This window comes from Enterococcus sp. LJL51 (genome assembly GCF_054871795.1).
Map to the genome: position 1 here is coordinate 1 of NZ_JBTXLW010000024.1, position 23,386 is coordinate 23,386.

Genomic DNA, 23,386 nt, shown 5'->3' on the forward strand with positions numbered 1-23,386 from the left:
TAAAAGCACGCTCCTTTTGATTTGGTTTAGTCACTTTAATCTTACACGGTTGCGTGCTTTTTGTGTACCCTAAAATCAAAAAAGTAGGACAATAATCAGATTTTCTTCTGACTATTGTCCCACTCCCTGTTTTTAATTTTAGATTAAAGCTTCCTGATACTCAAACGGACGAACAGGTACTGCCTGCAGCTGTTCAAGTAATCGTTCAACAATAACATAGCCACATTCATGATTACCAACGGATACTTCAATACGGTAAGCATTTTTAAAGAAATGCTGTTCATGTATTTGATGAATCTTTAATTCGACATGTTGATCGTTTTCGTAGCTGAAAGAACGTTTCCTTCTTTCTGAATATTTCTTTACACCGCGCTTAATATTCTTAAAGGTGTAGTAGGCGGTGTCTTGATTCATATCGTGTACCGCTTTTAGAGCCAGCAGATCATTGTATAAGCGTGTTTTTTCATTCTTGGCAAGAAATGCTAAAAAGTCTTCAGCAATTGCTGTATAGTCGTCTTGCATAGTTAGTCCTCCCTACAATCAAAAAAACTTTATCGATCATATTTACTGTAATGATTAACTAAAGAATACCACTGAACTATAGAAATGTAAATGCTTACCCTGACAACCAAAAGAAACTTAAGGAATCTTAAAAAGATAAATCGTGAAAAACACGAACGATAACCTTTGTTTTTGGTTAAAACATTCATATTTTGTTGACGATGGAAATTACCCTTGTTAAAATGTAAACAAGTAGGAAACGAACGATTTTTAAAGATAAAACTATTATCATTTGGAAAGGAAGTATTCTTTTGTTAGAAAAGAAAGATTTACTTTACGAGGGCAAAGCGAAAAAACTGTTTGCTACAAACCAGCCTAATCAGTTATGGGTAGAGTACCTCGATCAGGCAACAGCTTTAAATGGCGTAAGGAAAGACGAAGTACTTGGGAAAGCTGAATTAAATAATCAAATTACAGCAAAGATTTTTGAAGAGTTAGCAGAAAAAGGAATCGCTAGTCATTTTATTAAACAGCTGTCAGCCAGAGAGCAGCTCGTTGAAAAAGTTGAGATTATTCCACTGGAGGTTGTTTTTCGAAACTATGCAGCCGGCAGCTTTTCAAAGCGCTTGGCTATCCCGGAAGGTACAAAGCTAAGTTTTCCAGTTTTGGAATTTTACTATAAGAATGATGCACTGGATGATCCAATGATTAATCAAGATCACATAAAGGAGTTAAAAATTGCTGACGAACATGAAGTTATAGAAATTATGAATGCTGCCCGTCAGGTTAATTTGGCTTTAATCGAGCTATTCGATAGGTTGAATATTCGATTAGTTGATTTCAAATTAGAATTTGGTCGCAGAACTGACGGAACGGTTTTACTAGCCGATGAGATTTCGCCAGATACGTGTCGGTTATGGGATAAGGAAACAAATGAGCATTTAGATAAGGATGTTTATCGTCGTGACTTAGGAGATATCGTTCCAGTTTATCAAGAAGTATTTTCAAGACTAAACACTAACTAATCATATAGAAGGAGTTCATCACATGTATTTTGTAAAAGTTTATGTAACGTATAAGGAATCTGTTTTAGATCCTCAAGGAGAAGCTGTAAAGGGAGCAATTCACCGTCTTGGCTATGAAGCAATTGAGGAAGTTCGAATTGGTAAGTACTTTGAAATCAAAGTAGCAAAATCAGATCAGCCGGTAGAAGAAGCCATCGAAAAGATTTGTGATAGTCTTTTAGCAAACGTTAATATGGAAACCTATCGCTATGAAATCACGGAGGAAGCGTAGCATGAAATTTGCAGTGATTGTATTTCCCGGTTCAAACTGCGATATGGATATGCTTTGGGCAGTGCAGAATATTTTGGGAGCAGAAGCTGAGTATGTGCGCCATGATGCAGAAAGCTTAGAGGGCTTTGACGGCGTTCTTTTACCAGGCGGATTTTCTTATGGGGACTATTTACGTTGTGGAGCAATCGCCCGTTTTTCAAAAATTATTGAAGAGGTTATTCGCTTTGCAGAAGAGGGCAAGCCGGTATTTGGCACCTGTAATGGGTTCCAAATATTGACAGAAGCTGGACTTTTGCCTGGAGCATTGCTTCGTAATCAGTCCCTTCATTTTGTCTGCAAAACAGTTGGTTTAAAAGTTGAAAATGCAAAAACCGCATTCACCAGCGAGTATGAACAGGATGAAATTATTCAGATTCCTGTTGCACATGGAGAAGGAAATTATTATTGTGATGAGGAAACGTTGCAGAAGTTGAAAGACAATAATCAAATCGTTTTTACTTATGCGGATGAAAATCCTAATGGCAGTGTGGAAAATATAGCTGGAATTATCAATGAAAAAGGAAATGTCCTAGGCATGATGCCTCATCCGGAAAGAGCAGTAGAAAGCTTGTTGGGCTCAGATGACGGACTGAAATTCTTTCAATCAATCATTAACAACTACGGAAAGGTAAGGAATAAAGCATGATGAAGATAAGCGAACCAACAGCTCAGGAAATCAAAGATCAGAAAATCTATGCAGGATGGGGACTGACTGATGAAGAATATCGGATGATTGAAGAAGATATTTTAGGAAGAATGCCAAATTATACTGAAACGGGATTGTTTTCAGTTATGTGGAGCGAGCATTGCTCGTATAAAAATTCAAAGCCTGTACTGAGAAAATTTCCGACTTCTGGACCACAGGTGCTTCAAGGACCTGGAGAAGGAGCCGGAATCGTAGATATTGGTGATGGTCAAGCAGTTGTGTTTAAAGCAGAAAGCCATAATCACCCATCAGCTGTGGAACCTTATGAAGGGGCGGCAACTGGTGTAGGTGGAATTATCCGTGATATTTTCAGTATGGGCGCGCGGCCGATTGCGATTTTAGATTCTCTTCGCTTTGGCGAATTGGATAATCAGCGGACAAAGTATCTTCTTGAAGAGGTAGTAGCTGGAATTAGCGGTTACGGCAACTGTATTGGCATTCCTACAGTAGGAGGAGAAGTTGCATTTGACCCTTGCTACGAAGGAAATCCTCTGGTCAATGCCATGTGTGTTGGATTAATTAATCATCAGGATATTCAAAAAGGGCAGGCCAAAGGTGTCGGTAATTCAATTATGTATGTTGGAGCGAAAACAGGACGTGATGGTATTCATGGAGCGACTTTCGCCTCAGAGGAGTTTGTTGAAGGAGAAGAACAGCAGCGTTCTGCTGTTCAGGTTGGCGATCCGTTTATGGAGAAGCTTTTGTTGGAAGCTTGTTTGGAATTGATTTTAGATCATTCAGATATTTTAGTCGGTATTCAAGACATGGGAGCAGCCGGGCTGGTTTCATCAAGCTCAGAAATGGCTTCAAAAGCTGGTTCTGGTTTGAAGCTCTATTTAGATGATGTTCCTCAGCGTGAAACTGAAATGAGTCCTTATGAAATGATGCTGTCGGAGTCACAGGAGCGGATGTTAATCTGTGTTGAACAGGGACATGAATCAGAAGTAGTGGAACTGTTTAAAAAATATGATTTGGATGCCGTAACAATTGGGGAAGTAACAGATGATGGTTTGTACCGCTTGTACCATAAAGGTACAGAAGTAGCGAATTTACCTGTAGATGCATTGGCTGAGGATGCGCCGGTTTATCAAAAGGAAAAACAAGAGCCTGCAAGAATTAAAGAGTTTTCAGCAATGCCTGATTTTCAGCCAACCATTGAGGATGCTGGGAAAACATTGCTGAATCTATTACAGCAGCCGACAATCGCGTCGAAAAAAATGATTTACCAAACCTATGACTCTCAGGTACGGACAAATACAGTTGTTCAACCAGGAAGCGATGCAGCTGTTTTGCGTGTGAGAGGAACAAATAAAGCTCTTGCGATGACAACGGACTGTAATGCCCGGTATCTGTATTTGAATCCGGAAGTAGGCGGTCAGATTGCTGTAGCAGAAGCGGCTAGAAACATTGTTTGTTCTGGTGGTCAGCCATTGGCAATCACCGACTGTCTGAACTACGGTTCACCTGACAAGCCAGAAGGGTTCTGGGAGCTGTGGACATCAGCAGATGGGATTGCTGCAGCTTGTGAAATGCTGGATACACCCGTTATTTCAGGAAATGTCTCTCTCTATAATGAAACAGACGGGAAAGCCATTTATCCAACACCAATGATTGGTATGGTGGGATTAATCGATGATTTGGCGCACGTTACTACACAGGAGTTCAAAAAAGCAGATGATTTAATTTACGTAGTTGGAGAAACGCAAGCCGACTTTAACGGTTCAGAGCTGCAGAAAATGACGCTTGGTCGAATTGAAGGGAAATTGATGGCTTTTGATTTGGCTCAGGAAAAGGCGAATCAACAGATTGTTCTGGAAGCAATTCGAAAAGGGCTGGTTGCAAGTGCCCATGACTGCTCAGAAGGCGGTTTAGGTGTTGCGCTAGCGGAAGCCTGCTTTAAAAACGGGTTAGGTATAGACGTATCGGTTGCAACAGCGCTACCGTTATTATTTGCTGAAACACAATCACGCTTTGTTCTATCTGTTACCCCTGAGAATCAGTCAGCGTTTGAGGCGCTGGCAGCTGATCAAGCAGCTTGTATCGGCAAGGTGACAGCAGACAACACAATCAGCATTAATGCTCAGGATGGGAAGGTAGAAGTTAAAACGACTGCTGCCAGAGAACTATGGGAGGAAGCTATTCCATGTCTTATGAAGTAAAAAGCTTAAATGAAGAGTGTGGAGTATTCGGGGTCTGGGGTCATCCAGATGCATCCCGGGTTACTTATTTCGGTCTGCATAGTTTACAGCATAGAGGTCAGGAAGGGGCAGGAATTGTTTCAAATAATCAAGGGAAGCTTGATGGACATAGAGATCTTGGGCTTCTTTCAGAAGTGTTTAAAGAGGAACGTAACCTTGAAGCATTAAAAGGACAAGCAGCTATTGGGCATGTGCGTTATGCTACAGCTGGAAATGGCAGTGTGGATAATATTCAGCCATTTTTATTCAAATTCTATGACGGTTCCTTTGCTCTTGCTCACAATGGAAACTTGACGAATGCAAGAAGCCTGCGGACAACGCTTGAAAAAGACGGCGCAATTTTTCATTCGAATTCAGATACAGAAATTTTGATGCATTTGATTCGACGTAGTAAACAGCCGACATTTATTGATCAGCTGAAAGAAAGTCTGAGACAGGTGAAAGGCGGATTTGCTTATCTGTTGTTGACGGAGAACGCAATGATTGCTGCTTTGGACCCGAATGCGTTCAGACCCCTGGCAATTGGTCAGATGAAAAATGGTGCATATGTGGTAGCGAGTGAAACCTGTGCGCTTGAAGTGAGTGGTGCTGCCTTTGTCCGGGATGTAGAACCAGGCGAGGTCATTATTATCGATGATACTGGCTACCGAGTAGAAAAATACACTGAGGACACGCAGCATGCGATTTGTTCAATGGAGTTTATCTATTTCGCTCGGCCGGATTCTAATATTGCTGGGGTCAATGTTCATACCGCCCGCAAAAATATGGGGAAACTTCTAGCGCAAGAAGCACCGATAGAAGCCGATATGGTTGTTGGTGTACCAAATTCTTCTCTTTCGGCAGCCAGCGGTTATGCAGAAGCCAGCGGTATTCCTTATGAAATGGGATTAGTAAAAAATCAATATATCGCCAGAACATTTATCCAGCCAACACAGGAATTAAGAGAGCAGGGCGTACGTATGAAGCTTTCGGCGGTCAGAGGGGTCGTTGAAGGAAAACGGGTAATTATGGTAGATGATTCTATTGTACGGGGAACAACCAGCAGAAGAATTGTTCAGCTGTTAAAAGAAGCAGGTGCGAAAGAAGTTCATGTAAGAATTGCATCACCACCTCTTAAGTATCCTTGTTTTTATGGGATTGATATTCAAACCCGAAAAGAACTGATTGCTGCCAATCATTCCGTGGATGAAATTAGGGAAGTCATTACAGCAGATTCACTAAGCTTTTTAAGTGAAGAAGGATTGATTCAGGCGATCGGTTTAAACTATGATGCTCCTTATTCAGGATTATGTATGGCTTATTTTAACGGAGATTACCCAACACCTTTATATGACTATGAAGCAACTTATACAGCTTCATTAGAGCAGTCAAAAGACAAGAAAGTGAACTGAGAATTTTAGGAGGACAGACATGGCGAACGCATATGCAAAAGCCGGGGTAGACGTAGAAGCCGGTTATGAAGTAGTAGAAAGGATTAAGAAGCACGTAAAGCGGACAGAGCGTGCCGGAGTGATGGGTGCGTTAGGTGGTTTTGGCGGATGCTTTGACCTAAGTAAGGTGGATGTGAAGGAGCCGGTACTGATTTCGGGAACAGACGGAGTAGGAACAAAGTTGATGTTGGCAATTCAGGCAGATAAGCATGATACGATTGGCGTTGATTGTGTGGCTATGTGTGTGAATGATATCGTTGCTCAGGGGGCTGAGCCGCTTTATTTTCTTGATTATATTGCAACTGGAAAGAATATACCAGAACGTTTAGAAGCTGTTGTAGCAGGCGTAGCAGAAGGCTGTGTTCAGGCAGGAGCCGCTCTAATTGGGGGAGAAACGGCAGAAATGCCGGGAATGTATGGAAATGATGATTATGATTTAGCCGGATTTACTGTTGGCGTTGCTGAAAAGAGTCAGTTGATTACTGGAGAGAAAGTCTCTGAAGGAGACCTGCTGATAGGCTTGCCATCCAGCGGTATTCATTCTAATGGCTACTCCCTTGTCCGCAAAGTGTTTTTTGAAATGAACGATTTTCAGCTGACGGATCAGCTTCCTGAGCTGGCAGGAAAAACCTTGACAGAAGAATTATTGGAGCCAACAAAAATATATGTGAGGAGCATTTTACCACTGGTGAAAAAGCAGTTGGTTAATGGTATTGCTCATATCACTGGCGGTGGGTTTGTTGAAAACATTCCTCGTATGCTGCCGGAAAAATTAACGGCTGTGGTTGAATTAGGCAGCTGGCCGGTGCTACCGATTTTTTCAGCATTAGAGCATTACGGAAAGATCCCTTCTCCTGAAATGTATGAGATATTCAATATGGGGATTGGGATGGTCTTAGCTGTTTCACCGCAGCATGTGGGTGAAGTACAGAAGCTTCTTGAAGAACTGGGGGAGCCTAGTTATCTGATTGGCCGGGTTGCTGCACAAAATGAAACGCCGATTGTATTCACCGAGGTGGAAAAATGAGAATTGCAGTGTTTGCTTCCGGAAACGGTAGTAATTTTCAGGTTATTGCAGAGGCAGTAAAGGCAGGCAAAATTGATGGCGAGATTGTTTTGCTGTTCAGTGACAATAAGCAGGCAAAGGTATTAGAGCGTGCTGAGCAGCTAGGTATTCCTCATGTTTCTTTTTCACCAAAAGATTTTTCTGAAAAGAGCATCTATGAAGGAGAAATCCTTCATCTTTTGGAAGAAAAGAAAGTAAATTTTATTGTGTTGGCAGGTTATATGAGACTGATTGGGCCAGCTTTACTGGAAGCTTTTCCTGAGAAAATCATTAATATCCATCCTTCGCTGCTGCCGCAGTTTCCGGGACTACATGGTATTAGAGATGCTTATGAAGCAAGAGTAAAGGAAACTGGCGTAACCGTCCACTATGTAGATAAAGGCGTTGATACAGGTCCTATCATTGCACAGGAACGGGTTATAATAACCGAAGATGATACAATGAGCAGTCTAGAGGATAAAATCCATCAAGTAGAACATAGACTGTATCCAGAAGTTCTGAAAAAAATAATCGAAAATAGGGAGCGACGGGCTTAATGACAAAAAAAAGAGCATTAATCAGTGTTTCAGACAAAACAGGTGTTGCTGATTTTGCGCGCAGACTGACAGAATTTGGGATTGAAATCATTTCAACTGGTGGAACAAAAGCCATGCTGGAGCAAGAAGGAATTCCAACAATTGGCATAGAAGAAGTCACGGAGTTTCCGGAGATGATGGATGGCAGAGTAAAGACACTACATCCAAAAATTCACGGCGGCTTGTTAGGCCGTCGGGATTTATCTGATCATTTATCTGCTATGACAGAGCACGGAATTCATCCGATTGATATTGTCTGTGTCAATCTATATCCTTTTAAAGAAACAATAATGAAGCCGGATGTTGCCTCTGCGGATGCGATAGAAAATATTGATATCGGTGGACCAAGTATGCTGAGAAGCGGTGCTAAAAATCATCAGTTTGTAACCGTTGTAGTAGATCCGACAGACTACCCACTTGTTCTTGAAGAGCTTGCTGAAAATGATGAAACAAGCTTTGCCACTCGGCAAAAGCTGGCAGCAAAGGTTTTCCGTCATACTGCGGCATACGATGCGTTAATTGCTGGATATTTAACTGAGCTTGTTGATGAAGAAAATCCGGAATCCCTAACGCTGACTTATGATTTAAAACAGACGCTGCGTTATGGCGAGAACAGCCATCAGCAGGCAGCCTTCTATGAAGATGCCCTGCCGGTTCCTTTTTCAATTGCTAGTGCAAAGCAGCTTCATGGGAAAGAATTATCCTATAACAATATCAAGGATGGAGATGCAGCGATTCGGATTGCGAGAGAATTTAATCAGCCCGCTGTCGTAGCAGTTAAGCATATGAACCCATGCGGTATTGGGATTGGAGAAGATATTTTAACAGCCTATGAACAAGCATATGAAGCAGATCCTGTATCGATTTTTGGTGGAATTATTGTATTGAATCGTGAGGTTAGTCTATCTGTGGCAGAGAAGATGCACCAGCTGTTCTTAGAAATTATCATTGCTCCTAGCTTTACAGAAGAAGCATTTGAGCTACTGTCCGGTAAAAAAAATATACGTTTAATGACATTAGATTTTTCCCATAAAGATGAAGCGGATGATGATGAAAAGGTATCTGTTTTAGGTGGTTTACTTGTTCAAAATCAAGACGTAGTCAAAGAAGAAGTCAAGGATTGGAAGGTTGTGACCAAACGTCAGCCGACTGAAGAGGAAATGCAGGCACTGGCTTTTGCATGGAAAGCAGTGAAGCATGTCAAAAGCAATGCTATTGTTATCGCTAATGATCATCAAACAGTTGGTATTGGCGCTGGTCAGATGAACCGGGTCGGTTCTGTTCAAATTGCGGTCAAACAGGCTGGTGAAAAGATTAAGGGCGCTGTTCTGGCTAGTGACGCTTATTTCCCAATGGGGGATAGCGTAGAGTACGCTGGGGAGTGCGGCATCAAAGCGATTATTCAGCCTGGCGGTAGTATAAGAGACCAGGAATCAATTGATATGGCGGATAAATACGGCATTGCGATGGTATTTACAGATATCAGACACTTTAGACACTGATGATGGAGGAAAATGATGGGATTAACAATTTTAGTAATCGGCAGTGGTGGAAGAGAACACGTCATTGCGCAAAAATTCATTAAGAGTCCGCTGGTTCAGGAGGTCTATTGTGCTAAAGGAAATCCGGGAATGATTCGCGACGGCATTCAGCTTGTGGATATTGCAGAAGACAATCATAAGGAGCTAATTGCTTTTGCAGAGCAAAATAAGGTTGACTGGACATTCGTTGGACCAGAAGTGCCTTTATTGAATGGAATTGTTGATGATTTCAAAAAAGCCGGCTTAAAAATTTTCGGTCCAGAAAAAGCTGCAGCAATGATTGAAGGCTCAAAAGACTTTGCCAAAGAATTAATGAATAAATATCATATACCCACAGCAATGCACCGCACCTTCCATGAATTAGAGCCTGCGAAGGAATACGTTCGGATGAAAGGCGCTCCAATCGTTATTAAGGCAGATGGATTAGCAGCGGGTAAAGGAGTAGTTGTTGCTGAAAGTGTTGAAGAGGCTATTTCAGCTTTGGAAGATATGCTGGAAGGTAACCGCTTTGGTGCAAGCGGAGCAAAAGTAGTTGTAGAAGACTTTTTGGCGGGAGAAGAATTTTCGTTATTGGCGTTTGTCAGAGATCAGGAAATTTATCCTATGACCATAGCGCAGGATCATAAGCGGGCCTATGAAAATGATGAAGGACCCAATACCGGAGGAATGGGTGCTTATAGTCCGGTGCCTCAAATACCTCAAGAGCTGGTGGATGAAGCGATTGCCAAGGTTTTACGACCCGCAGCCGAAGGTCTGATTAAGGAAGGCTGCCCATTTACAGGTATTCTGTATGCTGGTCTAATTGCTACAGAAGAGGGTGCCAAGGTGATTGAGTTCAATGCTCGATTTGGTGATCCGGAAACACAGGTTGTGCTGCAAAGATTAGAAACAGATTTGGCGGGAATTATTGATGATCTTCTTAATGAACGGATACCAGCTATTCAATGGAAGCAGGATGGTTTTAGTTTAGGAGTTGTAGTAGCTGCGAATGGCTATCCGGAAGAATACATCTCAGGTTCAGTCCTGCCGGCATTTTCTAGCGACTGTGAGCAGCGTGTTTACTATGCAGGTGTATCAGAAAAGGATGGCAAACTGCTTTCAAGCGGTGGTCGAATTTATCTTGTGGAAGCAGAAGGAAATACCTTGGAAGAAGCACAGCAAAATGTTTATCAGCTCTTGGACTCCGTTGATACAACTGGAACCTTCTATCGTAAAGATATAGGTGCAAAAGCAATGAAATCAGCAAAGCTTTGATTTAATCTATAAAGAAAGAGATAGTCAATCCATAATTGGAGGCGGCTATCTCTTTTTGTTAACATTAAAGGGAATGAAAATTCTGGCAGTTGAAAACTCAATAATGTCAAAGGCTGCTGAAGGAGGTATCTAGAAAATGTCTAGCTTTAAAAGCTAGCTATCTCCACTAATAAATCGGATCAGAAGCTGAGCTAAAAGTATTTTTCTTCAAGAAACAAGGCATATTACAAGAAAATAGCTACGCCTATTTATCGCACGACTTGTTTTCGAAGAATCGGCTTTGGGCTTTCGTCTATTCAGATTCAGATATGCTGAGTTTGGGAATTTATTATTGTCCCAGCTTCTTTCTAATAGTCAGCCAGATTCTCTTTGAAAGGGTAGCACATTGTTTTTTGAGGGTGAGCTTTCTTTTGTTTTTTTCATACTGGTGAGTTTCTGCGAAGTTTGCGCAGTAGTCGACAGTTTGTCTGAATGTCGAAAATCAACCATTTTATCGCGAAAGCGCAGGGGAAGGTGATTCATTTGGCATTTTTTATTCGCTCGTTCCTGAATAGTTACTGCCTGTAGAAACGACTGCCATTGATGCTGAATCAGCTCTTCTTCCTCACGGGTATTGCTTAAATTAGGGTTGTCTGTATTTTCGATAAAAGAGATACGCCCTTGCTCAATCAATGCCAATAGCCGATGGGTTGTATCATAAATAACAATCGTCTCTAATGGATAACGTTCAGCAAAATGAGGGCAAATATAAGGGAGAGAAAAATGCTTTGGCGTTATTTCACTGAATAATATCTTTCCTGCGTATTCAAATCGGACAAAGCCGGTGTATAGATGTGCTTCTCCGAGCATTGCTTTGATACCTCGCTGTACAGCCAAAATGGACGGATGACCAATATGATTCGTTAATGAATCCTTTGTACGTAAAGCAACTTCTAAGGTCTCAAGCAGCTGCAGCTCCTTATTTTCTACAGTAGCGTTAAATCCATCTTGAAAAAATTGAAAATTTTCGGCAGTTAAAAGCTGTCTTAGCCTACGATGGATTTTCTCAGCCTGCGGTTCATTTGTTTCAATCCATTCACTAAAAAAAAGACTAAGTGCAGAAGTTTCTGGTGTGCAGATGCTCCCAGGAAATTTTTTTAGCCGAAACGCTTTGTCGACAATTGTTAAGAAACCATAAAAACTATTGTCATATTCCCAAACCTCTGCTGTACGGTCAATATGCATGGCGAAGCTCCTTTTCTTTTGTATGCTCAAACCGTTCCACATCAAATAAGGACAGCTGCTCTTGATTGCTTTGACTATTGGCCTTTTTCAAGGCTTTATATTGTCTTGAAGACACAAGAGAGGCAATAATCCATTCAGGCTCTTTAATGAGTCCTTCAATAGTGGCACCGTCACAGCTAACAAAATATTGCGCTCTTTTTACGACAACACCTAGTCTTTTCAAATCCGACAGATGCAGCCGGTAATATTTTCGAGCCTTAACAATATTTTGAGCGCTCTTTGGACCGATGCCGGGAATTCTAAGCAGCTTTTCATAGCTGGCTGACTGAACATCAATAGGAAAACGTTCATAGTTTTGCACTGCCCAGTTTGCTTTAGGGTCTAAATATAAATTGAAATTTGGTTTTTCCGCAGTCAGAATTTCATCTGCCTGAAAACGATAAAACCGCATCAGCCAATCCGCCTGATATAGCCGATGTTCTCTAAGCAGCGGCGGATCAGTCGTTACAGCCGGCAGCAGAGAACTTTGATTGACAGGAATATATGCAGAATAATAGACACGCTTCAATTCGTATTTGTTATAAAGTGTTTCAGCTATATTTATGATAGCATGATCACTCTCTGGCGAAGCACCAATAATCATCTGCGTAGATTGTCCACCAGGTACAAAACTAGGTCCTCTTCTGACAGCCGGCAAGTTGGATAATTCTTTTTTCTTTGTAGTAATCTGCTTCATTGGTTTATATAAGGCCAGCGGATCTTTATCTGGTGCAAGCAGCTTTAGACTTTCACGTGAAGGGAGTTCTACATTTACGCTCATCCGATCTGCCAAATAACCTAATTCTTCAATCAAACGCTCATCAGCACCTGGAATTGCCTTAACATGAATATACCCCTTGAATCCTTTTTCGTAACGAAGAATTTTTAATGTTTTTATTAGTAATTCACAGGTATAATCAACATTTTTTATGATGGCCGAGCTTAAAAATAATCCTTCAATATAATTCCGCATGTAAAAGTCCATCGTTAAATCAGCCACTTCTTGAGGTGTGAAGGTGGCTCGCGGAATTTGGTTGGATTTCCTGTTTATACAATAATGACAATCAAAAATACAGGCGTTGGTAAACAACAGCTTTAATAAGGAGACACAACGGCCGTCACTTGTAAAAGAATGACAGATTCCTGCAGCAGCAGTACTTCCCACTGTTCCTGTTCGTGTATTTTCAGTGACGCCGCTGCTGGCACAGGAAACGTCATATTTAGCAGACTCTGCTAATATTTCTATTTTTCTGGTGAGATCCATAATAATGCCTCCTTATCGAACGTATGTTCTTATTTTAACAAGAAATCATTTGTGTGTCAAAGTAGAATTGAAAATCAATCATTTGTATCATTTTATAATTAATGATAAGCTTATTTTACTTATAAAAAGTAAGTATTTAAGGAGGTACAAAAATGAATTATTTGTTTGAAAAAGGTACTGGGAAGAATTTTCTACTGCTTCATGGAACTGGAGGAGATGAATATTCCCTTGTAGATATCGCGCGATATCTTGACCCGCAAAGCACTATTCTCTCTTTACGAGGTAGAGTTCAAGAAGAAGGAATGAACCGGTTTTTCAAAAGAAATGGACTTAATCAGTTTGATATCAACAGCTTAGAGGAAGAAAGCGATTATCTATTAAAGAAAATTGAAGAGATTAGTAAAGAGAACGGTATTGTATTAAGTGATTGGATTATCATTGGTTATTCGAACGGTGCCAACATCGCGGGTCATTTGCTGCTTGAAAGAAACAGTCAATTAAGACAAGCAATCCTGCTCCATCCAATGTCGTTAGGAGTTGACACTCAAAACGGACAGCTGAGCAACACAGCAGTTTTCCTTTCACACGGCAGTCATGATCCAATTGTTTCTTCGGAAGCCTTTCAGCGCCTGTCCAAGCAATTGGAGCGTAGAGGTGCAGCCGTCACTGTTGAGAATACCGAGGCAGGACATCAGGTAACGATGGAAGAAATCAATCAAGTGAAAAAATGGCTGGAAAAAAATAATTGAGCGAATCATTTGTAGGAAGTTTGTAGCGGTGTTATGCTAATTATTGTAAGAACGAAACTATCTTTTAGGAGGGTTTACTATGGCAGATTTAAATGGACGCGTAAATGATGCTAAAGATAAGGTGGAAGGCAAAACAAAAGAAACAGTAGGTAAAGTGACTGATGATAAAGGAAAAGAAGCAGAAGGTAAGCTTCAATCTGGTTTTGCAGACGCGAAGACCAAAGCACGTGATGCTGGTGATGATATTAAAGAAGGCGCAGAAAAATTTGGTGATAAAATCAAAGAAGGCTTCGAAGATATCAAAGAGAAATTTCACAAACATGATGATAAATAACCTATAACTGTTATTTTTAAAACATCATTTACTTGGTTTTAAAGGGGTGAGGCATAGTATTGTCCCGCCCCTTTTTTGTATGCTGGAGAAGAGCTTAAAAAGCTGTCTCTAAGCTAAATAAAAAATAAGATAGCCCGTATATACTTACAATAAAGATAACTTCCTTGCTTTTTTCAAAGATGAATTCTCAAGCAGGGTACGAAAACCGTCAATTCACAGACGATATTTCATCATAAAGAGACATGACGCTATTACCATTTGTTTTAGTTTTATGATAAGAGGTTCTGATACTTGGCCGGTGATAATACTCTGCCAAACAATACCCAAATGCCAGCCATTCAAGTACTTCTTTTTTTAGAATAAGTAATTTTTAAGACAATTAAGGAAAAGAAGTAACTATGTCTTGTTTGAAAGAAATGCATATTTTCTGGAAGAATAAAAAAATTATTAATAAAATAAAAAATGTACAACCTTAGTCAAGTTGATAAGGTCATACACTTTTCAGATTATTATTTAAGCAATTCTTTTAAAACAGGCATATCATGGACTCCATATTTTTCTTTGAATGTACGGATGTCTTCCGCAGAAAAGGTCTCTGGATCAAGAACAAGCTCTTCAACTGGCAGAGGTCGTTCGTTACGGATTTTCACATCGATTACGACAGGACGGTCACTTGCTTTTGCGGCTTCAAATGCAGGCTCTAACTGATCGTAATGAGTGATTGTGAAACCTTTTGCGCCAAGTGCTTCACTGGCAGAACCAAAATCAGCACCCTCTAAAAAGACCCCGAATTTCTTTTGTTCAGTATCTTCTTGCTCTGCTTCAATAAATCCAAAAGAATCATTTGAAAAGACTATGTTAATAATCGGCAGTTTATATTTCACCTGAGTGATAATATCCTGCATCACCATGGCAAAGCCTCCATCTCCGCTTAAGGTAAAAACTTGTCTGTCAGGGTAGCTGAGCTGAGCGGCGATTCCTCCGGGAATCCCATTCCCCATCGTTGCAAACCAGCCGGAAGTAGTGAATAGCTGACTGCCGTTCATGTCTAATAGACGAATAGCATGAATCGTAGTATTGCCGACATCCGTAACAAAGACAGCGTTGTCCTCTGCAATACGGCGTATTTCTTTGAAAACAGGTTCTGGTCTTAATGGACTTTCAGAAAAATTATCAAAGCTTCTCAACCATTCTACCCAATTTTGTTTATTTTTCTGATTAGCATCCAACCATTTGTCAGCAGGACGTTTTTCTCCGGCTGCCATTATCATTTTTAAAGCAGTTTTGCCATCACCTAATATCGCAACGTCTGTTTTATGACGTCTGCCAAATTTGGCGGCATCAATATCTACCTGAACAAACATAGCATCTGGATTAAAAAACATAGCGGCAAAAGGAAAATCACTGCCTACAAAAACAATCAAATCAGCGATTGCCAACGCTTCATTTGCTGGCTTAGTTGCTACTCTGGCAGCAAAACCAAGAAAGTTTTCATAAGAATCAGGAACAATTCCCTTTGCCAAAACTGCAGCAGCAACCGGCATTGAAAAATACTCTGAGAAAGCTTTTATTTCTTCCCAGCCGCCTCGTGTTCCCTGACCAATGTACAATATAGGCTGTTTGGCTTGTTTGATTAAAGCTGCTGCTTCATTAATGTCCTTCTCAGCAGGAATCGGCAGCCCGGTACGATGATTCTTTGCAGTTGAAAGATACGTATCAGGTATTTCCTGAAAGCCAAAATCAACTGGAATCGTAACTACAGAGACTCCGTTGAACTGGTATGCTGCTTTGATTGCTTCATCAATAACATGGGGAAGACTTTCCGGAGTCATTACAGTGCGATTGTATACACTAACATCTGCAAACATAGGATTTTCATTTAATTCCTGAAAAGAATTATAATTCATTGCAGTTGAAGCAACCTGTCCTAGCAAAGCCAAAACTGGCACGTGATCCATTTGTGCATCATATAGTCCATTAATTAAGTGAGTGGCACCTGGACCAGCTGAACCGAAAACAGCACCAATCTTTCCAGTCAGCTTTGCATCGGCTGCTGCAGCTAATGCCCCCACTTCTTCATGCCGGACCTGAATGTACTTGATACGTTCTTTCTCTTTGTAGAGAGCATCCATTGTTGAATTGAACGAACCACCGGGAATTCCGTAAATATGATCGATTCCCCAGCTTTCTAAAACCTTCACCATTGCTACGCCGGCATTAATTGTATCTCCCATTGCTACTCACTCCAATTCTTGAAATACTTACACTTAAAGTATACGCTCCTTTAGGGTTCCAACCAAACAATAGCACTTATTTCACTATTTTTAGGTATGCTTAAAAATAAAATAAGCTGGACTGTAAAAAACGGCTGTGATAAAATGAAAGCAAAGATAACGATTGTTTGGAGGGAAGCACATGATTAACTGGTTAGTTGGATTGGAACCGTGGCAGCAAGCCTTAGTTGGAACGGGTTTTACTTATTTTATGACTGCTTTAGGTGCCGGTTTAGTTTTTTTCTTCAAGGATATCAAAAAAGATGTTTTAAATTTGATGCTGGGTTTTGCTTCTGGCGTAATGATTGCAGCCAGCTTTTGGTCATTGTTGGCACCTGCTATTGAACGTGCTGAGGAAAATGGAGATATTGCCTGGCTGGTCGTGAGTGTTGGTTTTGGATTGGGCGGATTGTTTTTATACATAGCAGACAAAACGCTCCCTCACATGCATTTCGGTCCAAATCATGAAAAAGAAGGACTGCCCAGCCATTTAAAGCGGACAATTCTGCTTGTTTTCTCTATTACGCTACACAATATCCCGGAAGGATTGGCTGTGGGAGTGGCATTTGGAGCAGCTGCATCTGCAGACAATCCTGAAACAGCGGTACTTGCAGCTATCTCAGTAGCATTGGGTATTGGTATACAGAACTTTCCGGAAGGAGCGGCTGTTTCAATTCCATTAAGGCAGGAAGGCTTAAGTCGTTCCAAAGCATTCGTTTATGGGCAGGCTTCGGGGATTGTTGAGCCAATAGCCGGAATTATTGGCGCGATTCTGGTTACAAAGATGAGTCTGCTTTTACCTTATGCATTAGCTTTCGCAGCTGGAGCGATGATTTATGTGGTGGTGGAGGAATTGATTCCAGAAGCTCAGCAAACGATTACCAGTAAACGGCATTTCGCTGTTTTTGGGGTAATGCTGGGATTCATCATCATGATGGTACTTGATGTGGCTTTAGGCTAGTCAAAGAAACTGATTGATTGGATTGGTAGAAGCGGTTGTTTCATAAGATAGGTAATTTTGTTATTTATATCTGCTTGATTCAGACAGAGAAACTAAAAATAGAAATGACAAGTAAAGACCTTTAGGAACGGCTTTTCTTTTGCTGTCTTAAAGGTCTATTAATTTTTCAAAGGTCATTTTTATAAAGAACATCTGAAAGCAGGCGAAAACTTAAAAGTTTCTGAGAAATAGATTTACTTCCTATGTAGTAATTCCTCATCCTGTGGTAAAATAAAAAAAGCAACTTTCTTCAAGAAGATGAGAGGAGATTCACTAAGTATGGAAAAATCATATGTTGTTGCAGTGGTAGGTGCAACAGGGGCAGTTGGTACAAAGATGATTGAGATGTTGGAACAAACAAAGTTACCAATTAAAGAGGTTAAGCTTTTAGCTTCAAAACGTTCTGCGGGTAAAGAACTGAAGTATAAGAACCAAACCTTAATTGTTGAAGAACTTGTTCCGGAATCTTTTGAAAATGTTGACATAGCATTATTTAGCGCAGGTGGCGGGATATCTAAGATATATGCACCAGAGGCAGTCAAGCGGGGTGCGGTAGTCATTGATAATACCAGCCATTTCAGGATGGACCCAGAAGTGCCGCTAGTTGTTCCAGAGGTAAACAAGGAAGCGCTGAACAGACACAAAGGTATTATTGCTAATCCCAACTGTTCAACGATTCAAATGATGGTTGCTTTGGAGCCAATCAGAAAACAGGCAGGCTTAGAACGAGTGATTGTTTCTACTTACCAGGCGGTTAGTGGTGCCGGAGTTAATGCAATGGAGGAACTGAAAAAACAGGCTGTTGATTACGTGAACGGTGTTCCCGCTGATCAATTAACTGCTGAAATTCTTCCTTGCGGCGGCGATAAAAAGCATTACCCAATCGCATTCAACGCGTTGCCTCAGATTGATGTTTTTGCTGATGAGGATTACACGTATGAAGAGTGGAAAATGATTAATGAAACGAAGAAAATTATGGAAGATGACTCTTTAAAGGTCAGTGCGACCTGTGTCAGAATTCCAGTTTTATCTGGTCATTCGGAATCAGTCTATATTGAGGTAGAAAAACCGACATCTGTTCAAGCTATTCGGGAATGGCTGGAGCAGGCGCCTGGTGTTGTTGTACAGGATGATCCGGCTCAACAGCTGTATCCGCAAGCTTTGACTAGTATTGATAAGAAAGAAACCTTTGTTGGAAGAATCCGCAGAGATGTAGATATTGCCAATGGCTTTCATTTATGGGTGGTTTCCGATAATTTACTGAAAGGCGCTGCCTGGAATTCAGTTCAGATAGCAGAAACTTTACATGAGATGGATTTAGTTCGGGTATAGATTAAAGAAGGTTTGGAGGGAAAAGTATGAAATTAACAAATGCATCAATTATCACAGCAATGGTCACACCATTCGATTCGGCAGGACAGATTGCCTTTGATCGGCTTCCTGCATTGGTGGAACATTTGCTGGAATCACATACAGAGGGAATAATTCTAGCTGGGACGACAGGTGAGTCGCCAACGTTGACTCACGATGAAGAAATTGAATTGTTCAATGAAGTTATCCGTTTGGTGAATAAGCGTGTACCAATCATATGTGGTGTGGGAACAAACGATACAAGAGACTCTGTTGAGTTCGTTAAAGAAATCGCTCAAATAGAAGGAATCGATGCGGGACTGGCAGTTGTTCCATATTATAACAAACCCAATCAAGAGGGCCTGTACCAGCATTTTAAAGCTATTGCTGAAGCAAGCGACTTACCGATTATTTTGTATAATGTTCCGGGAAGAACAGTCGCAAGCATGGATGTTGAAACAACTATTCGCTTAGCAGAGATTGAAAATATTATCGCAGTAAAAGAATGTGCCGGTTTAGAGGCGCTAACGGAACTGATTGAACAGGCACCAAAAGATTTTCTTGTTTATACAGGTGAAGATTCATTGGCTTTTTCAACAAAAGCGCTTGGCGGGCAAGGAGTTATTTCTGTTGCAAGTCATCTATTTGGCACAGAGATTTATGAAATGTTTCAAGCTTTGGATCAGGGAGAAATTAAACAGGCCGCTGCCATTCAGCGGAAATTGTTGCCGAAAATGAATGCTCTATTTTCTGTGCCTTCCCCTGCACCAGTTAAAATGGTATTGAATCATTTAGGTGTTTCTGTTGGTGATTTACGTTTACCTCTTGTATCATGTACTTCTGAAGAGAAAGAAAAAATATTGCAAATACTTGATAGATAAATCAAGCAGAAATAGAGAGGTGAAAAAAGTGAGTACAATAAAAATCATTCCGCTTGGCGGTGTCCGTGAAAACGGAAAAAATATGTATATAGCTGAAGTGGAGGATGAAATTTTTGTACTGGATTGTGGATTGAAATATCCAGAAAATGAGCTTTTGGGAATTGATGTGGTGATTCCGGATTTTACTTATCTGGAAGAGAACGTTGATCGAGTTGCAGGGGTTTTCCTAACACACGGTCACGCAGATGCAATTGGTGCATTGCCTTATCTTTTATCTAAAGTTCAGGTGCCAGTATTCGGTACAGAGCTGACTGTAGAATTAGCAAAATTAAATGTAAGCAGCCATCCGGGGACGAAGAAATTCAATGATTTCCACGTTGTCGATGCGCATACGGAAATTGATTTTGGTCATGCAACAATCAGTTTTTTCAAAACAACGCATACAATTCCGGATTCCATTGGAATTAATGTGAAGACAGATGAAGGAAATATTGTTTATACTGGAGACTTCAAATTTGATCAAAGTGCTACTCCTATGTATCAAACAGAGTTCAACCGTTTAGCAGAAATTGGCAGTGAAGGGGTCTTGGCTTTATTAAGTGATTCCTCCAATGCTGAAAACCCGGTACCTGTTGCCTCTGAACTACAGGTGGCAGAAGAAGTTTTTGATACAATTCGCTATTGGGAAGGCAGAATCATTGTTGCCTCAGTTGCCAGTAATTTAAAAAGAATACAGCAGGTTTTGAATGCCGCTTACCGTTCAAATCGTAAAGTAGTATTGACTGGCGCAGATTTGGAAAAAATTATCCGTACGGCTATGCGCCTGGATAAATTAGAACTGCCTAGTGATGATTTAATCATAACGATGAAGGACATGAAGAAGTATTCAGATGATGAACTGTTGATTCTGGAAACTGGCCGTATGGGTGAGCCAATTAAATCCCTCCAGAAAATGGCAAATGGAACCCATCGTTCTATAAGTATCAAAGCAGGTGATTTGGTTTATATTACAACTACTCCGACAACTGCAATGGAAACTGTTGTTGCTAAGACAGAGGATATTGTTTATCGGGCTGGCGGAACAGTCAAACAAATATCGGATAATCTGCGAGTTTCCGGTCATGGAAATCCAACTGATTTACAGCTAATGATTAACTTGATGAAGCCTAAATATTTTGTTCCTGTTCAGGGCGAGTATCGTCAGCTAGCTGCTCACGCAGATTTAGCGCATGAAATTGGTATTCCTTATAAAAATATTTTCATCACAGGCAGAGGGGAAATTCTGGAATATAAGAAACAAAAAATGTCTGCAGCTGGGACTACTCCTGCTGAAAACATTATGATTGACGGTTTAGGTGTTGGTGATATAGGGAACATCGTGCTTAGAGATCGCCGTATTCTATCTGAAGACGGAATTTTTGTGGCTGTAGTAACGATTAATCGTCGGGAAAAACGAATTGTTTCACCCGCTAAAATCACTTCCAGAGGCTTTGTCTATGTGAAAACGAGTAAGGACTTGATGGTAGAGAGCGGCAAAATCGTTACGGAGATTGTTGAAAAGCATCTGGAAAGTAAAGATTTTGAATGGAGTAAGCTGAAGCAGGATATTCGCGAACGCTTAAGCCGCTACTTGTTTGAACAAACAAAACGCCGGCCTGTAATTTTACCAGTTATCATGGAAGCAACACAGAAGAAGAAGGGCTGACATCTAAAATCAGTATCTACAACTGAACATCTAAATAATAAATGAATTAAAAGTCAAATGACCTTGAAAAGCCTAAGTAAAACTTTAGCTTTTCAAGGTCATTTTTTCTACTGATTAATTTCTTTAATAGATAAAATAAGCAAGTAGGATAGATAATCACCTTTTTACCAGTTGATAATTATTCAGTAGTTAATCTGTATCCCCTCTAATTCCAAAAGGTGGGACTTAATCGATAAACCTTCCTCATTTGTTTTTCCCATGTAACCAGTCAGTTTACCATTTTTACCGATTACACGATGACAGGGAATAATAATGGGTAAAGGGTTGTTCCGATTAGCTTGACCAATCGCTCTGACCGCTTTTTCAGATCTGACAGCTTTAGCGATGTCTAAATAGGAGCGTGTTTCTCCAAATGGAATTTCAGCTAGCGCCTGCCATACCTTTTGTTGAAAATCAGTACCCTTTTCAAAATAGAGCGGTGTTGAAAAGGTTTTTAAATCTCCTGAAAAGTAGGACCATAGTTCCTCCGCCGCTTGTTCTGTCCATTGATTTGTCACATGACTTTCAATTGGAAAGAAGGAGACTTCTGTTAGACCTAAATCGTTTCCATTCAGCCAGATGCTGCCAATTGATGTTTCAATTTTCATAAAGTGTCCTCCACAAACACATATTTTTTCTATTATACGATAAATTAAAGCGTAATATACTATGAACAGGTAAATTATTACAGTTTTTCTTCTATAAAAACGAAGCAGCTGTATCTCTACTTCGTTTCATATAAAACTTAAGAATAATGAATCAGGATATGGCTAAATTCAAACTTGATTTAGTCAGCTTAGTAGCACTTTGCACATTCTGTTAATCCTCGATTTATTGCTTCTTGTAAGGTAGTAGGCGTGTAGTCACCACTGCCGCATACATGAGTGTGATATTTTTTTCCTGTTGGTGTAACCAGTACCGTTTGCTCTGCAGCTACCTGCTGCTGTTCTTGTACCACAGCAGCTTGTTGAGCTTCTTCAGCAGCTGCTAAGGACTCCTGCTCTTCTTGAGCATGAATAGCAGTTTCAACTGCTGCTAATCTGTTAGATAGCTCCTCGTTTCCATCAGGAATAGACGAAACCGCAGCAATTGCTTTATCGTAGTGCTCTCGATTTTGATTATTTTCAGCGTTTTTAACAGCGACTTCTGCATCGGCAGTTAGCTGAGCAATTTCTGATTTTCTTTGTTCTTCCGCTAATTTCAATTCTTCTGCAAGCCGTTGTTCTTCTTTCTCAGCTTGTTTGACTGCGATAAAAGCAGCAGAAGGCTTAAGGACTATTTTTTTTGAAGTTGTCTGAGTATCTAGCTCTGATACGATGCTCAATTCCGTTTCAGAGTCATCGGATAATTCATAGGTTAATTCAAAAAAACCATCAGCATCTGCCTGTTTTTTAGTACTGATTTTAGAAGAAGGATAGACCGTTGCGTGAGGTTCTGTTTTACCTTTAATCAACACGGTTCCGTTGCTATCACTTTCTGTAGCTTCATCTAGAATCAGTGTCAGTTGCCTTATTTCAGATTTATCAGTAGTCTGTTTTGTTTTTTTCTTAGTGACTTGTTCACTTTTGGTCTCGTTCTTTATTTCTGATTGCTTTGTTGCTGTTTCAGTAGATGGAGTTAAAATCAATCCTACGGTGAAAAAAATCGCTGCTATACCGGCTATAATTGCTGATTTTTTTGCTTTTTTCGCATGATTCTTAGACCGAAAATAGGCAAAGCGCACGCCGAAGATGATTATACCAATAAGGCCTATTAAACCCAAAGTTATACCAGGTGCAGCAAATAACAGAACAAGCAAAATAATAACTCCTAGAATGAAAACACTTTTCATCATCGAAATCCCCCATTTTTCTAATTATTGTGTTTACAGAAAATAACTATTGCTTTAAAAATAATTATACCGTAAATAAAGTACTCTTTAT

Annotated in this window: 21 protein-coding genes; 15 read left to right on the forward strand and 6 right to left on the reverse strand. The window is 40.4% G+C overall.

Annotated elements, in window-relative coordinates:
* Window positions 1-138: 138 nt before the first annotated feature.
* Window positions 139-522, reverse strand: a complete 384-nt coding sequence (locus tag ACYSNQ_RS16425) for a hypothetical protein (RefSeq protein WP_426084673.1) — start codon at window positions 520-522, stop codon at window positions 139-141.
* 290 nt (window positions 523-812) lie between these two features.
* Between ACYSNQ_RS16425 and purC the strand changes: the two genes are divergently transcribed.
* From purC to purD, 9 genes are read left to right on the forward strand one after another with little or no spacing between them, the layout of a single operon-like run.
* A complete protein-coding gene (gene purC / locus ACYSNQ_RS16430) occupies window positions 813-1,526 on the forward strand; it encodes a phosphoribosylaminoimidazolesuccinocarboxamide synthase (RefSeq protein WP_426084674.1) in 714 nt (237 codons plus the stop codon).
* Window positions 1,527-1,548: 22 nt separating this feature from the next.
* Window positions 1,549-1,797 carry a phosphoribosylformylglycinamidine synthase subunit PurS gene (gene purS, locus ACYSNQ_RS16435; RefSeq protein ID WP_426084675.1) on the forward strand — a complete coding sequence of 83 codons (249 nt, stop codon included), beginning with the start codon at window positions 1,549-1,551 and terminating at the stop codon, window positions 1,795-1,797.
* Window positions 1,775-2,482, forward strand: coding sequence for a phosphoribosylformylglycinamidine synthase subunit PurQ (gene purQ / locus ACYSNQ_RS16440; protein WP_426084676.1), 708 nt, complete (start codon window positions 1,775-1,777; stop codon window positions 2,480-2,482). The genes purS and purQ overlap by 23 nt, the downstream gene beginning before the upstream one ends.
* Window positions 2,479-4,701 carry a phosphoribosylformylglycinamidine synthase subunit PurL gene (purL, locus tag ACYSNQ_RS16445; protein ID WP_426084677.1) on the forward strand — a complete coding sequence of 741 codons (2,223 nt, stop codon included), beginning with the start codon at window positions 2,479-2,481 and terminating at the stop codon, window positions 4,699-4,701. Before purQ ends, purL begins: the two co-directional genes overlap by 4 nt.
* Window positions 4,686-6,131, forward strand: a complete 1,446-nt coding sequence (gene purF, locus ACYSNQ_RS16450) for an amidophosphoribosyltransferase (protein WP_426084678.1) — start codon at window positions 4,686-4,688, stop codon at window positions 6,129-6,131. Before purL ends, purF begins: the two co-directional genes overlap by 16 nt.
* Before the next feature lie 19 nt (window positions 6,132-6,150).
* Window positions 6,151-7,197 (forward strand): phosphoribosylformylglycinamidine cyclo-ligase, encoded by a 1,047-nt coding sequence (gene purM, locus ACYSNQ_RS16455; RefSeq protein WP_426084679.1) that lies wholly within the window; start codon window positions 6,151-6,153, stop codon window positions 7,195-7,197.
* Window positions 7,194-7,772, forward strand: a complete 579-nt coding sequence (purN, locus tag ACYSNQ_RS16460; RefSeq protein WP_426084680.1) for a phosphoribosylglycinamide formyltransferase — start codon at window positions 7,194-7,196, stop codon at window positions 7,770-7,772. The genes purM and purN overlap by 4 nt, the downstream gene beginning before the upstream one ends.
* Complete coding sequence (purH, locus tag ACYSNQ_RS16465; protein WP_426084681.1) at window positions 7,772-9,313, forward strand: bifunctional phosphoribosylaminoimidazolecarboxamide formyltransferase/IMP cyclohydrolase; 1,542 nt, start codon at window positions 7,772-7,774, stop codon at window positions 9,311-9,313. The genes purN and purH overlap by 1 nt, the downstream gene beginning before the upstream one ends.
* A gap of 15 nt (window positions 9,314-9,328) precedes the next feature.
* Window positions 9,329-10,606 (forward strand): phosphoribosylamine--glycine ligase, encoded by a 1,278-nt coding sequence (gene purD, locus ACYSNQ_RS16470; RefSeq protein WP_426084682.1) that lies wholly within the window; start codon window positions 9,329-9,331, stop codon window positions 10,604-10,606.
* 354 nt (window positions 10,607-10,960) lie between these two features.
* On the opposite strand, the gene ACYSNQ_RS16475 is transcribed toward purD, so the two are convergent.
* Together ACYSNQ_RS16475 and ACYSNQ_RS16480 are read right to left on the reverse strand one after the other, a co-directional pair.
* Window positions 10,961-11,830 carry a TIGR03915 family putative DNA repair protein gene (locus ACYSNQ_RS16475; RefSeq protein ID WP_426084683.1) on the reverse strand — a complete coding sequence of 290 codons (870 nt, stop codon included), beginning with the start codon at window positions 11,828-11,830 and terminating at the stop codon, window positions 10,961-10,963.
* Window positions 11,820-13,133: a putative DNA modification/repair radical SAM protein gene (locus tag ACYSNQ_RS16480; RefSeq protein ID WP_426084684.1), complete on the reverse strand. Its 1,314-nt coding sequence runs from the start codon at window positions 13,131-13,133 to the stop codon at window positions 11,820-11,822. Before ACYSNQ_RS16480 ends, ACYSNQ_RS16475 begins: the two co-directional genes overlap by 11 nt.
* Window positions 13,134-13,285: 152 nt before the next feature.
* On the opposite strand from ACYSNQ_RS16480, the gene ACYSNQ_RS16485 reads away from it, so the two are divergent.
* Together ACYSNQ_RS16485 and ACYSNQ_RS16490 are read left to right on the forward strand one after the other, a co-directional pair.
* Window positions 13,286-13,882, forward strand: a complete 597-nt coding sequence (locus ACYSNQ_RS16485; protein ID WP_426084685.1) for an alpha/beta hydrolase — start codon at window positions 13,286-13,288, stop codon at window positions 13,880-13,882.
* A gap of 79 nt (window positions 13,883-13,961) precedes the next feature.
* A complete protein-coding gene (locus ACYSNQ_RS16490; RefSeq protein ID WP_426084686.1) occupies window positions 13,962-14,216 on the forward strand; it encodes a CsbD family protein in 255 nt (84 codons plus the stop codon).
* Between the two features lie 509 nt (window positions 14,217-14,725).
* On the opposite strand, the gene spxB is transcribed toward ACYSNQ_RS16490, so the two are convergent.
* Complete coding sequence (gene spxB / locus ACYSNQ_RS16495) at window positions 14,726-16,450, reverse strand: pyruvate oxidase (protein WP_426084687.1); 1,725 nt, start codon at window positions 16,448-16,450, stop codon at window positions 14,726-14,728.
* A 181-nt stretch (window positions 16,451-16,631) separates the two neighbouring features.
* On the opposite strand from spxB, the gene ACYSNQ_RS16500 reads away from it, so the two are divergent.
* From ACYSNQ_RS16500 to ACYSNQ_RS16515, 4 genes are all read left to right on the forward strand, one after another.
* Window positions 16,632-17,450: a ZIP family metal transporter gene (locus tag ACYSNQ_RS16500; protein ID WP_426084688.1), complete on the forward strand. Its 819-nt coding sequence runs from the start codon at window positions 16,632-16,634 to the stop codon at window positions 17,448-17,450.
* 318 nt (window positions 17,451-17,768) lie between these two features.
* Window positions 17,769-18,821 (forward strand): aspartate-semialdehyde dehydrogenase, encoded by a 1,053-nt coding sequence (locus ACYSNQ_RS16505; RefSeq protein WP_426084689.1) that lies wholly within the window; start codon window positions 17,769-17,771, stop codon window positions 18,819-18,821.
* Window positions 18,822-18,847: 26 nt separating this feature from the next.
* On the forward strand, window positions 18,848-19,720 hold the full coding sequence (gene dapA / locus ACYSNQ_RS16510) for a 4-hydroxy-tetrahydrodipicolinate synthase (protein ID WP_426084690.1): 873 nt from the start codon (window positions 18,848-18,850) through the stop codon (window positions 19,718-19,720).
* Between the two features lie 28 nt (window positions 19,721-19,748).
* Entirely contained in the window at window positions 19,749-21,425 is a 1,677-nt protein-coding gene (locus ACYSNQ_RS16515) for a ribonuclease J (protein ID WP_426084691.1), read from the forward strand.
* A gap of 182 nt (window positions 21,426-21,607) precedes the next feature.
* Here the strand turns inward: ACYSNQ_RS16515 and ACYSNQ_RS16520 are convergent, their stop codons facing one another.
* Together ACYSNQ_RS16520 and ACYSNQ_RS16525 are read right to left on the reverse strand one after the other, a co-directional pair.
* Window positions 21,608-22,072 (reverse strand): methylated-DNA--[protein]-cysteine S-methyltransferase, encoded by a 465-nt coding sequence (locus tag ACYSNQ_RS16520; RefSeq protein WP_426084692.1) that lies wholly within the window; start codon window positions 22,070-22,072, stop codon window positions 21,608-21,610.
* Window positions 22,073-22,260: 188 nt separating this feature from the next.
* On the reverse strand, window positions 22,261-23,298 hold the full coding sequence (locus ACYSNQ_RS16525) for a hypothetical protein (protein ID WP_426084693.1): 1,038 nt from the start codon (window positions 23,296-23,298) through the stop codon (window positions 22,261-22,263).
* Between the last annotated feature and the right edge of the window lie 88 nt (window positions 23,299-23,386).